The 18,282-nt window shown below is 73.9% G+C and carries 17 protein-coding genes; 7 read left to right on the forward strand and 10 right to left on the reverse strand.

All coding sequences use genetic code 11. The features are described 5' to 3' along the window. Positions 1–5: 5 nt before the first annotated feature. The 3 genes from IMZ35_RS11095 to IMZ35_RS11105 all read right to left on the reverse strand — a co-directional run bounded on the left by IMZ35_RS11095 (position 6) and on the right by IMZ35_RS11105 (position 2,531). Entirely contained in the window at positions 6–713 is a 708-nt protein-coding gene (locus IMZ35_RS11095; protein WP_199440879.1) for an ABC transporter ATP-binding protein, read from the reverse strand. Next, positions 706–1,506 (reverse strand): ABC transporter ATP-binding protein, encoded by an 801-nt coding sequence (locus IMZ35_RS11100; protein ID WP_438816854.1) that lies wholly within the window; start codon positions 1,504–1,506, stop codon positions 706–708. The genes IMZ35_RS11095 and IMZ35_RS11100 overlap by 8 nt, the downstream gene beginning before the upstream one ends. 257 nt (positions 1,507–1,763) lie before the next feature. Beyond that, positions 1,764–2,531 (reverse strand): alpha/beta fold hydrolase, encoded by a 768-nt coding sequence (locus IMZ35_RS11105; RefSeq protein WP_199440880.1) that lies wholly within the window; start codon positions 2,529–2,531, stop codon positions 1,764–1,766. A 107-nt stretch (positions 2,532–2,638) separates the two neighbouring features. On the opposite strand from IMZ35_RS11105, the gene IMZ35_RS11110 reads away from it, so the two are divergent. The 4 genes from IMZ35_RS11110 to IMZ35_RS11125 all read left to right on the forward strand — a co-directional run bounded on the left by IMZ35_RS11110 (position 2,639) and on the right by IMZ35_RS11125 (position 7,880). Beyond that, the gene (locus IMZ35_RS11110; RefSeq protein ID WP_199440881.1) at positions 2,639–5,398 is read left to right on the forward strand and encodes a LuxR C-terminal-related transcriptional regulator; all 2,760 of its coding nucleotides are present in this window, start codon (positions 2,639–2,641) and stop codon (positions 5,396–5,398) included. Between the two features lie 32 nt (positions 5,399–5,430). Next, positions 5,431–5,847, forward strand: coding sequence for an acyl-CoA thioesterase (locus IMZ35_RS11115; RefSeq protein WP_199440882.1), 417 nt, complete (start codon positions 5,431–5,433; stop codon positions 5,845–5,847). Between the two features lie 5 nt (positions 5,848–5,852). After that, positions 5,853–6,980: a zinc-binding dehydrogenase gene (locus IMZ35_RS11120; protein ID WP_307867926.1), complete on the forward strand. Its 1,128-nt coding sequence runs from the start codon at positions 5,853–5,855 to the stop codon at positions 6,978–6,980. Between the two features lie 561 nt (positions 6,981–7,541). Beyond that, positions 7,542–7,880 (forward strand): VOC family protein, encoded by a 339-nt coding sequence (locus IMZ35_RS11125; protein WP_307867928.1) that lies wholly within the window; start codon positions 7,542–7,544, stop codon positions 7,878–7,880. 128 nt (positions 7,881–8,008) lie between these two features. On the opposite strand, the gene xylA is transcribed toward IMZ35_RS11125, so the two are convergent. The 4 genes from xylA to IMZ35_RS11145 all read right to left on the reverse strand — a co-directional run bounded on the left by xylA (position 8,009) and on the right by IMZ35_RS11145 (position 12,780). Then, the gene (gene xylA, locus IMZ35_RS11130; protein ID WP_199440884.1) at positions 8,009–9,172 is read right to left on the reverse strand and encodes a xylose isomerase; all 1,164 of its coding nucleotides are present in this window, start codon (positions 9,170–9,172) and stop codon (positions 8,009–8,011) included. After that, a complete protein-coding gene (locus IMZ35_RS11135; RefSeq protein ID WP_199440885.1) occupies positions 9,169–10,419 on the reverse strand; it encodes an ROK family transcriptional regulator in 1,251 nt (416 codons plus the stop codon). The genes xylA and IMZ35_RS11135 overlap by 4 nt, the downstream gene beginning before the upstream one ends. A 77-nt stretch (positions 10,420–10,496) precedes the next feature. Continuing rightward, positions 10,497–11,891, reverse strand: a complete 1,395-nt coding sequence (gene xylB, locus IMZ35_RS11140; protein WP_199440886.1) for a xylulokinase — start codon at positions 11,889–11,891, stop codon at positions 10,497–10,499. A gap of 61 nt (positions 11,892–11,952) precedes the next feature. After that, positions 11,953–12,780 (reverse strand): enoyl-CoA hydratase/isomerase family protein, encoded by an 828-nt coding sequence (locus IMZ35_RS11145; protein ID WP_199440887.1) that lies wholly within the window; start codon positions 12,778–12,780, stop codon positions 11,953–11,955. A gap of 138 nt (positions 12,781–12,918) precedes the next feature. On the opposite strand from IMZ35_RS11145, the gene IMZ35_RS11150 reads away from it, so the two are divergent. After that, positions 12,919–13,299 (forward strand): winged helix-turn-helix transcriptional regulator, encoded by a 381-nt coding sequence (locus IMZ35_RS11150; protein WP_307867929.1) that lies wholly within the window; start codon positions 12,919–12,921, stop codon positions 13,297–13,299. Between the two features lie 44 nt (positions 13,300–13,343). On the opposite strand, the gene IMZ35_RS11155 is transcribed toward IMZ35_RS11150, so the two are convergent. Further along, positions 13,344–14,090 (reverse strand): SDR family NAD(P)-dependent oxidoreductase, encoded by a 747-nt coding sequence (locus IMZ35_RS11155; RefSeq protein ID WP_199440889.1) that lies wholly within the window; start codon positions 14,088–14,090, stop codon positions 13,344–13,346. Positions 14,091–14,262: 172 nt separating this feature from the next. Then, complete coding sequence (locus IMZ35_RS11160) at positions 14,263–15,237, reverse strand: acetylxylan esterase (RefSeq protein WP_199440890.1); 975 nt, start codon at positions 15,235–15,237, stop codon at positions 14,263–14,265. Between the two features lie 421 nt (positions 15,238–15,658). On the opposite strand from IMZ35_RS11160, the gene IMZ35_RS11165 reads away from it, so the two are divergent. Next, on the forward strand, positions 15,659–16,672 hold the full coding sequence (locus tag IMZ35_RS11165; RefSeq protein WP_199440891.1) for a LacI family DNA-binding transcriptional regulator: 1,014 nt from the start codon (positions 15,659–15,661) through the stop codon (positions 16,670–16,672). 66 nt (positions 16,673–16,738) lie between these two features. On the opposite strand, the gene IMZ35_RS11170 is transcribed toward IMZ35_RS11165, so the two are convergent. Then, positions 16,739–17,743, reverse strand: coding sequence for an iron-siderophore ABC transporter substrate-binding protein (locus IMZ35_RS11170; protein ID WP_307867930.1), 1,005 nt, complete (start codon positions 17,741–17,743; stop codon positions 16,739–16,741). A gap of 157 nt (positions 17,744–17,900) precedes the next feature. Here IMZ35_RS11170 and IMZ35_RS11175 point away from each other — a divergent pair, with 157 nt between their 5' ends. Further along, positions 17,901–18,281 carry a hypothetical protein gene (locus IMZ35_RS11175; protein WP_199440892.1) on the forward strand — a complete coding sequence of 127 codons (381 nt, stop codon included), beginning with the start codon at positions 17,901–17,903 and terminating at the stop codon, positions 18,279–18,281. The last annotated feature ends 1 nt before the right edge of the window (position 18,282 follow it).

Consider the following 18,282-nt stretch of genomic DNA (forward strand, 5'->3'; position numbering starts at 1 on the left):
GCTCGTCAGAAACCGAGGTAGGCGTGGCGGAGCTGGTCGTCGGCCAGCAGCGTGCCCGCGTCGTCGGACGCCACCACCCGGCCGAGCGCGAGCACGAATCCGCGGTCCGAGATGGACAGTGCGCTGCGCGCGTTCTGCTCGACCAGCACGACGGTGAGGCCCGTGCGGGAGCGCAGGTCGCGCAGCACGTGCATGATCCGCTCGGTGACGAGCGGGGCGAGCCCCAGCGACGGTTCGTCGAGCAGCAGCAGCCGGGGACGGCTCATCAGCGCCCTGCCGATGGCGAGCATCTGCCGCTCACCGCCGGACAGCGTGCTCGCGGCCCGGTCGCCGCGCTCCGCCAGCGGCGGGAACAGCTCGTGCACCTCGCGCAGCGCCGCCGCCCGGTCCGCGCGGTCGCGCCGCCACAGCGCGCCCAGCCGCAGGTTCTCCTCCACGGTCAGCTCGGTGATCACGCCGCCGCCCTCCGGCACGTGCGCGAGCCCGCCCCTGGCGATCTCGTCGGTGGGCGTGCGCGTGATGTCGCGGCCGAACGCGGTGATCCGCCCGGAGCGCGGCCGGACCAGGCCGCTGATCGTGCGCAGCAGGGTCGTCTTGCCCGCGCCGTTCGCGCCGAGGACCGCGGTGATGCTGCCCTCGTCGACGCCGATGGTGACCTCGTCGAGCGCCCGCACGGCGCCGTAGGTCGTGGTGACCGCGTCGATCTCAAGCACCGGCCCGCTCCTCGCCGTCGGCGGCGTTGCCCAGGTAGGCGTCGAGCACCAGCGGATCGGCCCGCACCCGCTCCGGGGTGCCGGTGGCGATGACCTCGCCGAAGTTGAGGACGACGATCTCGTCGCACACCCGCATCACCAGGTCCATGTGGTGCTCCACCAGCACGACGGTGGTGCTCTCCCGCAGCCAGCGCAGCCGCCCCACCAGCTCGTCCATCTCCGCCGACGACAGCCCGCTCGCCGGCTCGTCGAGCAGCAGCAGGTCCGGCTCGGCCACCAGCGCGCGCGCCAGCGCGACCCGCTTCTGCACGCCGTAGGGCAGCGAGCCGGGCAGGGCGTCGCGCACGTCGGCGACGTCCAGCTCCTCCAGCACGGCCAGCGCCCGCTCCCGCAGGTCGCGCTCGTCGCGCGCCGATCCGGCTGTGCCCAGCAGGGCCGCGACGGTCCCGGACCCGGCGTGCCGGTTCGCGCCGGTCATGACGTTCTCCAGCACGGTCAGGCCGGCGAACAGGCCCAGTGCCTGCATCGTGCGGGAGATGCCGAGCTTCGCGAGCTGGTGCGGCCGGTGCCGGCGCAACCGCTGCCCGCGCCAGTGCAGCGTGCCGCTGTCCGGGCGCACGAAGCCGCAGACGACGTTGAACAGGGTGGTCTTGCCCGCCCCGTTGGGGCCGATGACGCCGACCACGGTGCGGGGCCTGATGGTCAGCTCCACGTCGTGCAGCGCGACCAGGCCACCGAACCTGACCGTGACGCCGCGCACCGCGAGCAGCGTGTCGGAGGAATCGCTCGTCATCGGTCTCATTTCCACGGCGGAGGAGAAGTGGGCGTTCGTCGGTGAAGTCTCGGCGTGCCGGTCGCGCAGCGGCATCGGTGCAATCACCAGTCCTGCCGGACGATCAAGGCCGTGGCCAGCGCGGAGACGGAGCGGACCGGATCACCGCGGGGGCGATCCGTCTCCGCGTGGTGCGGGCCGCGGGGAGTGCGGTGCGGAGGGTCCGCTGCCGGTGCCGCACCCACGACCGGGGTCGTCGCACCGGTGCGATCACCGGGTCAGCCGTTGACGAAGTCCGCGATGGCGTCGGCGAACGCCGGTTCGCGCAGGACTCCCGGGTGGTCGCCGGGCACCAGGAGCAGCTTCGCGCCGGGCACGGCGCCGGCGAGCACCTCGGGCCGGGTCGCGAACGGGTCGGCGTCGCCCGCGATCACCAGGGTGGGCGCGGTGATGCCGTCCAGCGCGACGCCACCCCGGTGCGAGGCGGTGAGCTGCGCGGTCAGCGCGAGCCGGTCGCCGCCGGTGGCGTCGGCGAGCTGCCGGAACCCGGCGGCCAGCGGGTCGGTGATCGTGCGCGGGTCGTCGGTGGTGAGCGCCTCGATCACCGCGTCGCTCCGGACGGCGCGCGAGTCCAGGCCGCCCACCTCCACGACGCCCGAGCCGACACCGCCGACGACCAGCCGCCGCACGCGCGGCTCGCGCGTCGCGGTGATCAGTGCGACCACCGCGCCCATCGAGTAGCCGACGAGGTCGACCAGCGGCACGGCCAGCTCGTCGATCAGCGCGGAGACGTCGCGGGCCATCGTCAGCTCGCCGCAGCGGCTGGCGTCGTGGTGCTTGTCCGACTCGCCGTGACCGCGCGCGTCGATGCCGACGACGTGCCGTCCGGAGCCCACGAGCGTCTCGACGACGCCCGGCAGCTCCCAGTCGATCCGCGCGGTGGCGGCGAAGCCGTGGTGCAGCAGCACGGGAGGCAGGTCGCCGTCCGGCTCGCCCCAGAGGTGGTAGCTGATCCGGGTGCCGTCGAAGGAGGTGAACCGCTGCATCGGAGTTCCACTTCGTCCGGGAGCGTCGGGAAGGTCAAACCTAACGTTGTCAGGTAAATCGTCGTCAACCCCTTCCGCTTGCGTAACCTCCGCGCAACACTGTCGCCATGGTCGCTGAGATCGTGTTGCGAGGACGCGATCACGAACTTGCCGTCCTCGGCGGGATTCTCGACGACGCGCGGTGCGCACGCGGTTCCGCGCTGGTCGTCGGCTCCGGTACCGGCACGGGAAAGAGCGCGCTGCTGCGGGCGGCGCGCGCCACCGCACCGGACTTCCTGGTCCTCGGCACCGGCGGGGTCGCCACCGAGGCCGGGTTGCAGCTCGGCGGTCTGCACCGCCTCCTGCAACCGCTGTCCCACCTGCTCGCCGACCTCCCCGAGCGGCAGCGCGAGCTGCTGACGGTGGCGGTGGGCCGCGGCACGGGGCCGAGCGACGACGTGTTCGGCCTGTGCGCCGCCGTGCACCGGCTCGTCGCCGAGGCCGCGGGCGACCGGCCGGTGCTGCTGTGCGTGGACGACGCGCAGCACCTCGACAGCGCGTCGGCCCGCGCGCTCGCGTTCGTGGCCCGCCGCATCGCCTCCGCGCCGGTCGCCGTGCTGTTCGCCGACGGCCGCGAGCCGCGGGCCGGGGGCGAGCTGTTCGACGGCGTCCCCGTGCTGGAGCTGGGCGCGCTCGACGAGGCCGACGCCGTCCGCGTGCTCGCCGACCGGTCGCACCACCCCGTGCCGGAGGACCTCGCCCACGAACTGGCCGAACTCGCCTCCGGCAACCCCCTCGCGCTGGTGGAGCTGGCCACCGCTCTCACCCAGGAGCAGCACGGCGGGCACGCCCCCGCGCCGGAGGCGCTGCCGCCGGGGAGCCGGGTCAGGGCCGCGCTGCGCACCCGCTTCCTGCGGTTGTCGGCCGACGCCCAGCGGCTCGTGCTGCTCGCCGTGCTGGACGACCACCTCGACGTGGACACGGTGGTGCGCGCCGCCGCCCGCGCCGACATCGCGCTCCCCGCGCTCGACGAGGCCGTCGAGTCGGGACTCGTGCGCGTCGACGGCGACACCGTCGCCCCGCCCACCACCCTGGTCCGCTCCACCCTGCACGCGGAGGCGTCCGTCGCCGAGACGCGCGCCGCGCACCGGCTGCTGGCCGCCGTCCTGGACACCGAGGAGCACCGGCTGCGGCACGTCTGGCACCGCGCGGCCGTGGCGGGCGCGGAGCGCGACCGCCTCGCCGGTGAGCTGGCCGCCGCGGCCACCGCCGCGCGCGCCGCGAGCGACTGGGCCACCTCCGCGCGCGGCTGGGAGCGCGCCGCCGCGCTCACCCGCGACCCCGAGGTGACGGCGTCGCACCTGGTGCACGCCGCCGCCGACCACTGGGCGCTCGGTCTGACCCGGCAGGCCCGCACCGCACTGCGCCGCGCCCGCCCGCTGTCCGCGCGCCCCGACCTGCGGGGCGCTGCCGACCTGGTGCGCGGGGGGATCGAGCTGGGCGCCGGCGTTCCGGCGATGGCCGCGACGACCCTGCTCAAGGCGGCGGGGGAGCTGGGGCCCACCCGCCGCACCGCCGCCCTGATCGCGCTGGTGTTCGCCTGCGAGGCCAGCAGCATCGCGGGCGACCACCTCGGGTGCGTGGAGGCCGCGCGCCGGGCCGCCCGGCTGCGCGACGTCGACACCGCGCCGTTCGACCAGCTCATGTGCGACTTCCTGGACGGGCTCTCCGCCACCTTCCGGGGCCGCCACGACGAGGCCGTGCCCTCGCTGCGCCGCGCCGTGCGGCTCTCGGCCGTCGTCGACGACCCGCGGGCGAAGATCTGGGCGAGCCAGGCCGCCTACACCCTCGGCGACGCGCAGCGCTCCTACGAGCTGGCCACGGACGCGGTGGGCGCCGCGCGCGACCGGGGGATCGTCTCGCTCGTGCCGTGGGCCACGGTCTACCTGTCGCTGTCGGCGCTGCTGCTGGACCGGCACTCCGCCGCGTCGACCACGTCGATGGAGGGGATGCGGGTGGCCGAGGCGATCGGCCAGCACAACAGCGCCGTCGACCACCTCGCGATCCTCGCGCTCGTCGCCGCGCTCCAGGGCGACCGGGAGACCGCCGTGCACCGCCTGGAGACCGCCGCCGCCGGGGTCGCCCGGCGCGGCCTCGGCCGTCCCAGCGCGTTCAGCTCGTGGGCGTTCGCCTGCGTCGACCTCGCCGACGACCGACCGGCCGACGCCTTCAACCGGCTGCGGCTCATGGCCGTCGGCGCGGGCCGGGTGCACCCGGCCATCCAGATCATGGCGGCCCCGCACCACGTCGAGGCCGCCGTCGGCTGCGGGGAGCAGGCCGCGGCGGAGGAGGTGCTGCGCCGCTTCGACGCGTGGGTCACCAGCACCGGCAGCACCGCGCGGCTGGCCCTGTCGCACCGCTGCCACGCGCTGCTGGCCGGTCGCGGCTCCGCCGCCGACGAGCACTTCCGCGAGGCGATCCGGCTGCACCGCGCCAGCGGCACCGCCCTGGAGCTGGCCAAGACCGAGCTGCTCTACGGCCACCGGCTGCGCCGCGAGCGCAAGCCGCGCGCCGCGCGCGAGCACCTGCGCGACGCGCTGAAGATCTTCCAGCGCTACCAGGCCGAGCACTGGGTCACCAGGGTGCGCGCCGAGCTGCGCGCGGCGGGGGAGACCGTGGAGCCGGGCAAGGCGGGCGCGGAGAACTCCCTGACCGCGCTCACCCCGCAGCAGACCCACATCGCCCAGCTCGTCGGCGAGGGCGCGACCAACCGCGAGATCGCCGCGCGCCTCTTCCTGTCCCACCGCACGGTGGAGCACCACCTGCGCAACATCTTCGCCCGCCTGGAGGTGCGCTCCCGCGTGGAGCTGGCCAGGCTGATCACGTGACCGGAGCAGTTCGAACAGGAGGGCCCGCACGGGTGCGCACCGACTACCGCCACTGGCACCGCGTCCCCACGCGCTGGAACGACAACGACGTGTACGGGCACGTCAACAACGTCGTGCACTACGCGTTCATGGACACCGTCATCAACACCTGGCTGATCGAGCACGCCGGTCTGGACATCCACTCCGGACGGTCGATCGGCCTGTGCGTGGAGTCGCACTGCTCCTACCGGGCGTCGATCTCCTTCCCCGACGTGCTGGACGCCGGGCTGCGGATCGCGCACCTGGGCCGCTCCAGCGTCCGCTACGAGGTCGGCTTCCACCGGGCGGACTCCGACGAGGTCGTGGCCGAGGGCCACTTCGTGCACGTGTTCGTCGACCGCGACACCCGCGAACCGGCGGAGATCCCCGCCGGCCTGCGCACCGCCATGGAAGGGCTGATGATCCCGTGACCGCCGTGCGCGGAGTGCGCGCCGCCGTGCTGACCGAGCTGGCCAGGCCGGCGCCGTACGCCGAGTCCAGGCCGCTGGAGGTGCGGGAGCTCGACCTCGACCCGCCCGGCCCCGGCGAGCTGCTGGTGCGGCTGCGCGCGACCGGCCTGTGCCACTCCGACCTGTCGGTGATCAACGGCTCCCGGCCGCGCCCGCTGCCGATGGTGCTCGGCCACGAGGCCGCCGGTCAGGTCGTGGAGGTCGGGCCGGGCGGCTCGGACTTCGCCGCGGGGGACCACGTGGTGCTGTCGTTCGTGCCCGCCTGCGGCTCGTGCCGCCGCTGCGTCGCCGGACGGCCCGCGCTGTGCGAGCCGGGCGCGGTGGCCAACCGCGGCGGCACCCTGCTCTCCGGGACGAGCCGCTGGCTCGCGCCGGACGGCACCCGCCCGCACCACCACCTCGGCGTGTCCGGGTTCGCCGAGCACGCCGTGGTGTCGGCCGCCTCCGCGATCCGGGTCGACGACGACCTGCCGTTCGAGATCGCCGCCCTGTTCGGCTGCGCCGTGCTCACCGGCGCCGGGGCCGCGTTCTACAGCGCGCGGGTCGTGCCGGGGGAGAGCGTGGCGGTGTTCGGACTCGGCGGTGTCGGCCTCGCCGCGCTGCTGGCGGCCCGCGCCGCCGGAGCGGCAGCGATCGTCGCCGTCGACGTGGTGGAGCACAAGCGCGCGCTGGCCGTGGAGCTGGGCGCGACGCACTCCGTGCCGGGAGGACCCGACGCCGTGGAGGCGGTGCGGGAGCTCACCGGCGGCGGCGCGGACAAGGTGATCGACACCACCGGCAGCGAGAAGGTCCTGGCCCAGGCGTACGCGGCGACCACCACCGGCGGCACGACCGTGACCGTCGGCCTGCCGCACCCCGACCGGCAGCTCGTGCTGCCCGCGCTGAGCCTCGTCGCCGAGGAGCGGACGCTGCGGGGCAGCTACCTCGGCTCGTCCGTGCCGCGCCGCGACGTGCCGCGCTTCGTGGACCTGTACCGCGCGGGACGGCTGCCCGTGGACCGGCTGCTGTCGGGCCGCCTCACCCTGGACGAGGTGAACACGGGCTTCGACCAGCTCGCCTCCGGCGACGCGATCCGCCAGGTCGTCCTGCTGTGACCCGTTCGCCGATCTGACCGAGAACCGTCGAACACGATCCGTTCGACGCGGCTCGGAACGCACGTCGCCGGTGCGCCGTCGGCGCGATCGCCGCCCACCGGTGGCCGGTCCGGCGCGTCGGGGGCCGCGCGGAGGTCGCGGAACTGGCCGACGCGGGCCGCCGTGCTCTCGTCGCTGATCTTCGGCCCGACGCACCTGCTCAACGCCGACGCGACGCTGCTGGCCGTCGCGGCGTCGAGGCGGTCCTCGCGGTAGCCGACCCGCACGGCGGCCGGGCAGTCAGCGGCTTGCTCGACGAGGACGCGCAGCGAGCTCAGCTCGGCGTGCGCGCGCCGGTGGTCTCCAGGACGCCGAGCGGGAAGCGCAGTTCGGTGAGGGCGGTGCGTCCCGAGGCGGTGATCGCGGCGAGCACCGGGTAGTGCGTCGCGTGGTCGAGGAGACCGGCTGGCGAACCGCGCGGTGTCAGCAGCGCGACGACGGAGCCCGGTGCTCCGTTCGCACCGTTTGACCTCCGCGTGCCACGGGCACACCTCGATCATGGTGGGACGACCGTACTCAGTGGTGATCGACTCGGGGAACGCTCCGGCGCTGGCGGAGTTCTACGCCGCGCTGCTGGGAGGAGAGATCACGAAGGACGACGGGGACTGGGTCGTGGTGACCGACGGCCAGGGCCGGAGGTGGTCGTTCCAGACCGCTCCGGACTACCGGCCGCCCGTGTTCCCCGACCCGGCCGGCTCGCAGCAGATGCACCTGGACGTGCTGATCGAGCGCGCGGAACTCGACGAGGCGACGCGCCGGATCGAGGAACTGGGCGGCAGGCGGCTGGCCGAGCACGGCGACGACTTCCAGGTCTTCACCGACCCGGCCGGGCACCCCTTCTGCCTGGTCTGGACGGACTGACGGCTCATCCGGCGGCGGGAACCCGGTCGCCGAGGCCGGGTCGTCGAACCCCGTCGAACGCGTTCACGCGGGAGGACGAGAGGGGCGGACACGGCCGGTGCCGTGTCCGCCCCCTCTCCCGCGAAAGATCAGCGCACGCCGAAGAGGTGCTCCAGGGCGAGCTGGTCCAGGCGCTCGTAGTGCATTCCGCGCGCCGCGGCGGCGTCGACGTCGAAGTCCTCCTCGTTGCGGAGGTCCTCCACCGTCTCACCGCGCTTCAGGGTCGGCAGGCGCAGCTCCTCCACGCGCGACTCGCGCAGCGCCTCGACGACCTCCGGGTCGGCGCGGAACGCCCGCGCCTTCTCCGCGAGGATCAGGTAGTTGCGCATGCAGCCCCGCGCCGACTCCCACACGCCCGAGTAGTCCTCGGTGCGCGGCGGCTTGAAGTCGAAGTGCCGCGGACCCCGGTAACCGCCGCGCTCCAGCAGGTCCACCAGGAAGAACGCGGTCTTCACGTCGCCGTTGCCGAAGCGCAGGTCCTGGTCGAAGCGCGGACCGTTCTGGCCGTTGAGGTCGATGTGGAACAGCTTGCCGTGCCACAGGGCCTGCGCGACGCCGTGCACCATGTTGAGCCCGGCCATCTGCTCGTGGCCGATCTCCGGGTTCAGGCCGACGATCTCGGAGTCCTGGAGCTCGTTGATGAACGCGAGGGCGTGACCGATCGTGGGCAGCAGGATGTCGCCCCGCGGCTCGTTCGGCTTGGGCTCCAGGGCGAAGCGGATGTCGTAGCCCTTGTCCTTCACGTACGACGTGAGGAGGTTCAGACCCTCCTTGTAGCGCTCCAGCGCCATGTCGACCTCCTTGGCCGCCGCCGACTCGGCGCCCTCGCGGCCACCCCACACCACGTAGGTCTGCGCGCCCAGCTCCGCGGCCAGGTCGATGTTGCGCAGCACCTTGCGCAGCGCGAAGCGCCGCACGTCGCGGTCGTTCGCGGTCAGCGCGCCGTCCTTGAACACCGGGTGGGTGAACAGGTTCGTGGTCACCATCGGCACCTTCATGCCGGTGGCGTCCAGCGCCTTGCGGAACGCGGCGATGCGCCTGTCGCGCTCGGCGTCGGCCGACCCGAACGGGATCAGGTCGTCGTCGTGGAAGGTGATGCCGTGCGCGCCCAGCTCGGCGAGCTTCTCCACGGCGTGCACCGCGTCCAGCGGCTCGCGGGTGGCGACGCCGAAGGGGTCGACGCCGGTCCAGCCGACCGTCCACAGCCCGAAGGTGAACCTGTCCTCGGGGCGCGGGGTGTAGGCGTCGCTCATGATGTGCTCCTGTGTTGTTCCGGGGCTTGTCGCACCGCTGTCGCGGATCGTGACGGTGCTGTGGTCGGGTCGGTGAGGACGGCGTCCAGCGCCGCGTGCGCGCCTCCGCGCACGGCGGCGGTGAAGCCGAGGTCGGACAGCACGAGTTCGCACCCGGCCGGGCCGGGGGCGAGCACCCGCGCGCAGAGCTCCTCGCGGGCGGGTCCGAGCAGCCAGCGGCCCAGGACCGCGAAGTAGCCCCCGAGGACCACGACGGCGGGGTTGAGCACGTTGACCAGGATCGACGCGCCCACGCCCAGCGCGGAGCCGATGCGGTGCAGCGCGGCGAGGGTGCGGGCGTCACCGGCCCGCGCGCGCCCGGCGATGAGGGTGAGCCGCTGCTCCAGGTCCAGCGCGGGATCGCGCACCGGGTCGTCGTCCCCGGCGACGCCCCGCAGCAGCGCGGCCAGGCCGACGGAGGTCTCCCAGCAGCCGATCCGGCCGCAGCCGCAGCGCTCGCCCGCCGGGTCCAGCGGCATGTGGCCGACCTCGCCGGTGAACCCGGTGGCCCCGCGCAGCAGCGAGCCGCCGGAGATCACGCCGCCGCCGACGCCGACCTCGCCGGTGAGGTAGAGCAGGTCGGGGGTTCCGGCCGCGACCCCGGCGGCGTGCTCGGCGAGCGCGGAGTGGTTCGCGTCGTTGTCCACGCCGGGCACGAGGCCGATGCGCTCGGCCAGCCGCGCGGCCAGGGGCACCTCGCGCCAGCCGAGGTTGGGGGCCAGGCGCACGACGCCCGCGCTCACGTCGATCAGGCCGGGCACGGCGACGCTGACCCCGGCCACCCAGGCGTCGTCCGCGCGCAGCGCCGCGATCTCGGCCGAGGCCAGCTCGCCGAGGAGGTCCACGGCGCCGTCCGGACCGAGCGCCACGAGGTCGCGGGCGACCCTGCGGTGGCGCACGAGCGTGCCCGCCACGTCGAGGACGGCGACCGCCGCGTAGTCGACGTTGACCTCCAGGCCGATGCCGCACACCGTGCCGGGGCGCAGCTCGACCAGGTGGCCGGGGCGGCCGAACTGGCCGGTGGCGGGGGAGCCGAGCCGCACCAGTCCCCGGTCGGTCAGCTCGGCCACCAGGCTCGACGAGGTGGCCTTGTTCAGGCCGGTCAACCTGGCGATGCCGGCGCGGGAGTGCGGGCCGTGCACGCGCAGGACCTCCAGGACGTGCGCGAGGTTGGCCCTGCGCAGTCCGATCTGGTCCTTCGGCTCCATCGCTCGCTCCCACTAAGTTGACTCATCCAACAAAGTAGGCGCGCGCGGGGCCCCGGTCAATGCCGGGGCCCCTGCGATCAGATCCCGTGCACCTGGTGGCGGGCTGCCGAGTAGGCGTCGCGGACCGCTGCGCCCGCGTCTCCGGCGGGCGGGTCGTGCCGCTCGGTGCGCAGGCTCCACACCGGCGGCGCCTCGCCGCCCGACAGCGCCCACGCCGCCTGCCGCGCCGCGCCCAGCGCCACGTACTCCGCGGGCTCCGGCACCTCCACCGGCACGCCGAACAGCAGCGGGGCGATCTCGCGGACGGCGGCCGAACGCGCCGCGCCGCCGATCAGCAGCACCCTGCGCACCTCGACACCCGCCTCGACCAGGGCCGTCACCCCGTCCGCCAGACCGCACAGCAGACCCTCGACGGCGGCGCGGGCCAGGTTCTCCGGCGTGAAGTTCGCCCGCCGGATGCCGGTCAGCGTTCCGCTGGCGTCCGGCAGGTCCGGCGTGCGCTCGCCGTCCAGGTAGGGCAGCAGCACCAGACCGCCGGCGCCCGGCTCGGCCGCGCGCGCCAGCGCGTCCAGCCCCGCGAGGTCCGTGCCCAGCGCCTGCGCCGAGGCGGTCAGCACGCGCGCCGCGTTGAGCGTGCACACCAGCGGCAGCCAGTTGCCCGTGGCGTCGCAGAACCCGGCCACGACACCGCTCGGGTCGAACGTCGGCTTCTCCGACACCGCGAACACCGTGCCGGACGTGCCGAGGGACACCACGACGTCCCCCGGTCCGACACCCAGCCCGAGCGCGGCGGCCATGTTGTCGCCGGTGCCCGCGCCGAGCACCGCGCCGGACGCCGTCCTGCCGGGCGAGTCGGCCGGGCCGAGCACCCGCGGCAGCTCCAGCGTCCGTCCGAACGCGCTCTCCAGCACCTCCGGCAGCCACTCGCCGGTGGGGGCGGAGAAGTAGCCGGTGCCCGAGGCGTCACCCCGGTCCGTGGTCGGGTCGGCGCCGTCGGAGAGCTTCCAGGTGAGCCAGTCGTGCGGCAGCAGCACGCTGCGCACCCGGTCGGCGTTCGCCGGTTCCCGCTGGGCGAGCCACGCCAGCTTGGTGACGGTGAAGCTCGCCACCGGCACCACGCCGGTCCGCTGCGCCCACGTCTGCGCGCCGTCTCGGGACACCAGGTCGCGGGCCTGCGGAGCCGAGCGGACGTCGTTCCACAGCAGTGCTTCGCGGACCACCTCGCCGTCCGCGTCGAGCGTCACCATGCCGTGCTGCTGACCGGCGACGGAGATGGCCGCGACCGGCCCCGGCGCCGACGCCGTGGCACCGGCGATCGCCTCCTGGCAGGCCGCCCACCACGCGTCGGGGTGCACCTCGGTGCCGTCGGGGTGCGGCGCCCTGCCCTCGGCGACCAGCTCGCCGGTGTCTGCGTCGACCAGCAGGGCCTTGGTCGACTGGGTGGACGAGTCGATTCCGAGAACAAGAGTCACGGTTGCGCATCATGCGCCGCCGACGCGCGCCGTGACAACGCCCGACGCCCGCCGGAGCGTCTCAGCGGGCCACCGAGCGCAGCAGGTCCTCCAGGTGCCGCTCGCCGTCCGGGGTCTGAGCGCCCGCCGCGAGCGCGCCGCGGAACAGCTTCTCCGCCGCGGGCCCGGCGAACCGGCCGGCCCACGCCTCGTGCTCGCGCAGCATCCCGGCGGACAGGTCTCCCGGCGGCAGGGCGTGCTTGACCGCCCCGATCGTGCCGTCCGGCAGGTCCGCGACGTTGCGGGCGAGCCGGTCGACGAAGGCGTCGATCTCGTCGGCGGGCAGCGCGCGGTTGACCCAGCCGCAGCGCTCGGCCGTCTCGGCGTCGAACAGGTCCGCGCCGAGGACGATCTCCAGGGCGCGGTTGCGGCCGGTCCGCGCCAGCGGGTACTGCGTCCCGCCACCGCCGGGCACGATGCCGCTCAGCGCCTCCACCTGCCCGAGCCCGGCCCGTCCGATCGCCGCGAAGCTCATGTCGGCCGCCGCGACGAACTCGGCGCCTCCGCCGCGGGCCAGCCCGGCCAGCTTGACGATCGTCACCTGCGGCAGGGTGCGCACGGCCTCGCCGAGCGCCTGGAAGACGTTGAGCCCCTCCGGCGCGCCGGAGGTCGGGTCGGCGTTCTCGTCGTCCACGAGCGTCATGTCGACGTGGGCGATGAAGAACTCGGGGTTCGCGCTCTCGAACACGACGACCCGAGCCGTGTCGTCCTCCCGCAGGGAGGCCAGCAGCGTCATCAGGCCGGTCATCGTCCGCAGGTCGAGGACGTTGACGGGCGGGTTGTCGATGCCGACCACGACGACGCCGCGGTCGCGCGTCACGCGCAGGGTGGGGACGGTGGGCCGATCCACGTCGATCTCTCCGTCCGAGGCGCGGCAGAAGCGCCTGCCGAGCCAGTGGGTATCCGATGAACACCCATGGTTGAGTGATCGCCGCAGGGCGTCAACGACGCACTTTCAGCATCCCCGGGATTGTGGAGGACACCGAGCGTGACCGGAACCGGTGGTCCCGAACCGGTCTTCCGCACCGACTGCCCGACCCGCCCGATCCTCGACCAGATCGCGGACAAGTGGTCGATGGTGGTCATGGCGGTGCTGGCGGAACCGCAGCGGTTCAACCAGATCAAGCGTCGCCTCGACGGGGTGACGCAGCGCGTGCTCACCCAGACCCTGCGCCGCCTGGAGCGCAACGGCGTGGTCGAGCGACGCGTGCTGCCGACCTCGCCGGTGGGTGTGGAGTACTCGCTGACGCCGCTGCGCGAGCCGTTCTCGCACCTCTACGACCGGACGGTCGAGCACGCCGGTGAGATCGGCGTCCGGCAGCGGGACTACGACGCGCGGTCGGCGGGCACGTCCGACGAGCGGTCCTGACGGTGTCGCGGTGGCGCCGGCGGTGGCGCCACCGCGGTCCGGTGTCAGAACTGGTTCTCGCCGCCGTCCACGTACAGGTTGGAGCCGAGGACGAAGCTGCTGTCCGAGGAGGCGAGGAAGGCCACGGCGGCGGCGACCTCCTCCGGACGTCCCATCCGGCCGATCGGGACCGTGCTGATCAGGTGCGTCTTGAAGGCGGCCGAGTTCTCACCGGCGAGTTCGACGACCCCGGAGGTGTCGATCGGCCCCGGCGAGATCGCGTTGACGCGGATGCCGCGCTCCTTGAGCTCGTTGGCCCAGGTCCGCGCGAAGGACCGGACGGCGGCCTTGGACGCCGAGTAGGCGCCGAACGCCGCCGTGCCGTTGTCGGCGGTGGTGGAGGCGTTCAGGATCACCGAGGCGCCGTCGTTGAGCAGCGGCAACGCCTTCTGCACGGTGAACAGGGTGCCCCGGACGTTGACGTCGAAGGTCTGGTCGAAGTGCTCCTCGGTGGTCTGCTCCAGCGTCGCGAACGAGGCGGTGGCCGCGTTGGCGAACAGCACGTCCAGGCCCTTGCCGTGGTCGCGGACCACGTCGTACAGCCGGTCGAGGTCGGCCGGGTCCGTGATGTCGCCCCGCACCGCGGTGACCCCCCGGCCGATCGACTCGACGGCCTCGTCCAACTCGGTCTGGCGCCGACCGGTGATGAACACGTGCGCTCCCTCGGCGACAAGTCGCGCCGCGGTGGCCCGACCGATCCCCCGTGTGCCGCCGCCGGTGACGACCGCGATCTTGCCTTCGAGCTTGCCCATTTTCGACCTCCACAGACTTTAGCATCGATCGGTGCTGAAGTGACCGTAGCAGTTCAGTACCGTTCGGTACTAAATTGGCTGGTCGTGGTGGTCGACCGGGGGCGGGGACGCGTCGCCGCGTCCCCGCCCCCGCCACTGCGCGATCGGGACGTCCGCGCTGACGCCCCGGCGCTCAGAGGGCGCGGCGCAGGTGGAGCAGCTTCGTCTCCGGCAGCGTCGGCCACACCTTGTGCCCGCCGAACGGCGACACGAGGATCTCCTTCGGCGAGGTGATCTCGTTGTAGGCGGCGTACACCGTGGACGGCGGGCACGTCTCGTCCATCAGGCCGACGCTGACCAGGACGTCCGCCCTGATCCGCCGGGCCAGCAGCGCGCAGTCCACGTAGCGCAGGGTGTCCAGCGCCCGCGGGACCAGCTCCACGTGCTGGGCGAGGAACTGGGCGATCTCGTCGTAGGGCGCCTTGGACGCGATCGTCACGGCGCGCTGGAAGTCGCACAGGAACGGCACGTCCGACTGGCACACCCGCACCAGGTCCGGTTGCAGCGCCGCCGCGGCCAGCGCCAGACCGCCGCCCTGGCTGATCCCGGTCACCGCGACGCGCGCCGGGTCGACGCCCGGCAGCTGCGCCGCCTCCTCGACCGCGCGAGCCGCGTCCAGGTACAGCCTGGTGTAGTAGTACGTCTCCGGGCTCGCGATGCCGCGGGTCATCACGCCGGGGAACTCCGGCCCCGCGGGCAGCGCGCCGGGATCGCCGGTCGCGCCGACGGTCCAGGCCGCACCCTGGCCCCTGGTGTCCATGACGAACACGGCGAAGCCCGCGCTGGGCAGCAGCACGTGGTCGGAGGGCAGGCCGCGGCCACCGCCGTAGCCGATGAACGTGACCACGACCGGCAGCGGCTCGTCACCGCTGTGCGGCGGCCGCAGGTACCAGCCGCGCACGCGGTCCCCGCCCGCACCGGAGAACTCGACGTCGTGCGCCTCCAGCGGGCCGTACACGTCGGGTGCGTGGCGGGTGAGCGTCGTCGGTGCGGACTTCGCGCGGGCCTCGGCGAGCCGCGCGGCCCACCACGCGTCGAGGTCCTCCGGCTCGGGGGTGCTCGTGCGGTAGACGTCGAGCTCTGACTGGGGAAGGTCGAACCACGGCATGTGCGCAAGCTATCCGACGGACGTCAACGATGTCATGGCCTGATCCGGACGTGCCGGAGCGTCGAACGCGTGCGCGGTTCCTTCGACCACGGGGCTGGTGAAGGCCGGTGGCGGGGGGCGTCGAAGGCGGCGCGACCGTGGTCGACGGCTCCCGGCCCGTCTTGACGCTCCACCTGCCCTGTGTCACATTTTTGCCACCCCGCCACGACATCCGCCGAGGTTCGGCGCGCGTCGGACTCGAATCGCTTCGAGGGTGGTGAAGGGCGGTGTCGACCCGTGTCGATCCACGTCCGGACCGGTGGGAGCCTCTCGCGGGCCTCCGCGTTCGCGACGTCGATCCGGTCGACCGCCGGTGTCCTCTCCCGATCCGGTCCCGTCCCGCCCGGACCCCGGCCGTTCCCTCAACGACGAGGAGGCGCCGATGGTCACCATCGCGGAGGTAGCCCGGCACGCGGGCGTCGCACCGAGCACGGTGTCGTACGCCCTGACCGGCAAGCGCTCCATCTCGGCCGACACCAGAGCCAGGGTGGAGGAGAGCGTCCGCGTGCTCGGCTACCACCGGCACGCCGGGGCGCGGGCGCTCGCCAGCAACCGCGCCAACGTCCTGGCCCTGGTGCTGCCGCTGCGCGCCGGGATGCACGTGCCGGTGCTGATGCGCTTCGTCGTGTCGGTGGTGACGGCCGCGCGCAAGCACTCCCAGGACGTCCTGCTGGTGACCGCCGACGAGGGCGCGGCCGGGCTGAGACGCGTCGCGGGCGGGGCGCAGGCCGACGGCGTCCTCGTGATGGACGTGGAGATGCACGACGAGCGCGTCCCGGTCCTGCGCGAGCTGGACCGCCCGTCGGTCCTCATCGGCTACCCGGCCGACGCCACCGGGCTGACGTGCGTGGACCTGGACTTCGCCGCCGCCGGGAGCCGGTGCGTGGACCACCTCGCCGATCTCGGGCACCGCTACATCGGCCTGCTGGGCGCCCCGAAGGCCGTCTACCAGCGCGACACCGGCTACGCGCACCGCACGATGGCCGGGTTCGGCGCGGCGGCGATGCGGCGCGGGATCTCGGCCACGACCGTGCCCACGGAGAACGACTACCAGTCGGTCCTGCGCACCGTGGCGGAACTGCTGCGCGAGCACCCCGCGCTGACGGGTCTGGTGGTGCACAACGAGGCCGCGCTCGGCGCGGTCGTGGAGGGGCTGCGGGTGCTGGGCCGCCGGGTGCCCGAGGACATCGCGGTCGTGGCGATCTGCCCCGACGAGATGGCCGAGCACCTGTCTCCGCCCCTGACGTCGGTGCAGGTGCCGGCGGAGGAGCTGGGTGCGCGGGCGGTGGACCTCCTGATGAGCAAGCTCGACCGCACCGCCGTGCCCGCCCTGACCCTGCTGCCGCCCCGGCTGACCGACCGGGCGAGCGCGGAGCGGCGGCACCCGGCGGCCTGAGCCGTCCTCCGACACGCGGACGGGCGGTGGGAACGCTCTCCCACCGCCCGTCCGCGTGACGCGCGACTACTTCGCGGCGGTCTCCGCGAACAGCGGGACGGCCTTCTCGACGGCGTAGCTCGTGCCCAGCGTCGAACCGCTGGAGAACGCCGACACCAGCTCGGCGTCGTCGAGGATCAGCAGGTGCCCGTCCTTCGCGACCTGCTGGGAGTTGAGCACGGTGTCGTCGCGCAGGACCTGCGCGTCGGCGCCGATCGGGAACATCACCGTCAGGTCGGAGTCGTACATCGCGAGCTGCTCGGAGGAGATGTCGACGTAGAAGGTGCCCTTCGAGTCGATCTCCTGGATCTCCTTCTTGTTCGTGAAGCCCAGCTCCGTCATGAAGTCCACGCGAGCGTCACCGGCGACGTAGGCGCCGTACTTGCCGCCGTAGTACGCGCCGACCACGACCTGCTTGCCCGCGAACGCCGGGTTGGCCTGCTTCGCGGCGGTGAACCGCCCCTCCACCTCGGAGATCAGCTTCTCGCCCTCGGCGGCCCTGCCCAGCGCGGTGGACACGAGTTCCATCTGCTGCCGCCAGGTCGTGCCGTACTGGATCACACCCTCGGGCGCGGAGATCGTCGGCGCGATCTTCGACAGGGTCTCGTACTTCGTCCTGTCGTTGTCCGAGCGCGTGTTCAGGATCAGGTCGGGCTGGAGCGCGGCCACGGCCTCGTAGCTGATCTCCATCGTGCCGAGGATCGTCGGCGGGGTCGTGTAGAGGCCCTGCGCCCACGGGCCGACGCCCTCGCCGCCGAAGGCGAGCCAGTCGCTCGCGCCGACCGGCTGCACGCCCAGGGCGAGCGCGGTCTCCGCGTCGGACCAGCCGAGCGCGACGACGCGCGTCGGGGCCTTCTCGACCGTCACCCGCCCGAACATGGTGTCGACCGTGACGGGGAACGCCGCGCTCTGGTCGGAGGAGGGGACGGGATCGCCGCCGCCGCTCGTGCTTCCGCCGCCGCAGGCCGCCACGGCGGTCAGGACGACCGCCGACACGAGACCCGACACGCTGCGCTTGAACCGTCTGGACACTGTCGCTCCCACCACTTCCCGGCTTAGGTATGGCTAAGCTAACACGCTGGTCGCGGACCCTCCGAGGTGACGTGCCGCACGCGGTTCCCGGTGGTCCACCGCGCCCGTGCGGTCGCGGTCCGGTGCTCTCCGGACGGCGCGATCCGGTGCCGGGGCGGTGTCCACGACGGACACGACCACGCGCGCGGCGACGACACGGCCACCGCGCCGGGCCGCGTCGGCCCGCGTCGTCCAGGCCGCCGGCATCGCCCGCGACCGGGACTTCCTGCGCGCGCTGCGCGAGGACGCGTCCGCACCCGGGGTGGTGCGCGTCGGCGGGGTGGTGGCTGCCGCGCTGACCGCCCGGTTTGGCGCCCTCGCGCCGGGTACCCGTCCCGGGACGACCGCAGAGAGGAGCCGTGTCGTGGTGCTGCACGAGCTGGACGATCCCGAGGACGTCGTCACCGTTCCGGACCAGCGCCCCGGTGACGACTGGACGGTGCGCGTCGGCGAGGCGGACGACGAGGTCGACCCGGTCGTCGTCCGCAGCGTGGACTGAC

The sequence above is a fragment of the Umezawaea beigongshangensis genome, from assembly GCF_016464305.1.
GTDB lineage: Bacteria > Actinomycetota > Actinomycetes > Mycobacteriales > Pseudonocardiaceae > Umezawaea_A > Umezawaea_A beigongshangensis.

Bases quoted from the DNA above. Each gene is read 5' to 3' on its own strand.
- IMZ35_RS11100 (WP_438816854.1), bottom strand. From the start codon at position 1,506: ATGACGAGCGATTCCTCCGACACGCTGCTCGCGGTGCGCGGCGTCACG.
- xylA (WP_199440884.1), bottom strand. From the start codon at position 9,172: ATGAGCGACGCCTACACCCCGCGCCCCGAGGACAGGTTCACCTTCGGG.
- IMZ35_RS11165 (WP_199440891.1), top strand. From the start codon at position 15,659: ATGGTCACCATCGCGGAGGTAGCCCGGCACGCGGGCGTCGCACCGAGC.
- IMZ35_RS11155 (WP_199440889.1), bottom strand. From the start codon at position 14,090: ATGGGCAAGCTCGAAGGCAAGATCGCGGTCGTCACCGGCGGCGGCACA.
- IMZ35_RS11105 (WP_199440880.1), bottom strand. From the start codon at position 2,531: ATGCAGCGGTTCACCTCCTTCGACGGCACCCGGATCAGCTACCACCTC.
- IMZ35_RS11135 (WP_199440885.1), bottom strand. From the start codon at position 10,419: ATGGAGCCGAAGGACCAGATCGGACTGCGCAGGGCCAACCTCGCGCAC.
- IMZ35_RS11160 (WP_199440890.1), bottom strand. From the start codon at position 15,237: ATGCCGTGGTTCGACCTTCCCCAGTCAGAGCTCGACGTCTACCGCACG.
- IMZ35_RS11110 (WP_199440881.1), top strand. From the start codon at position 2,639: ATGGTCGCTGAGATCGTGTTGCGAGGACGCGATCACGAACTTGCCGTC.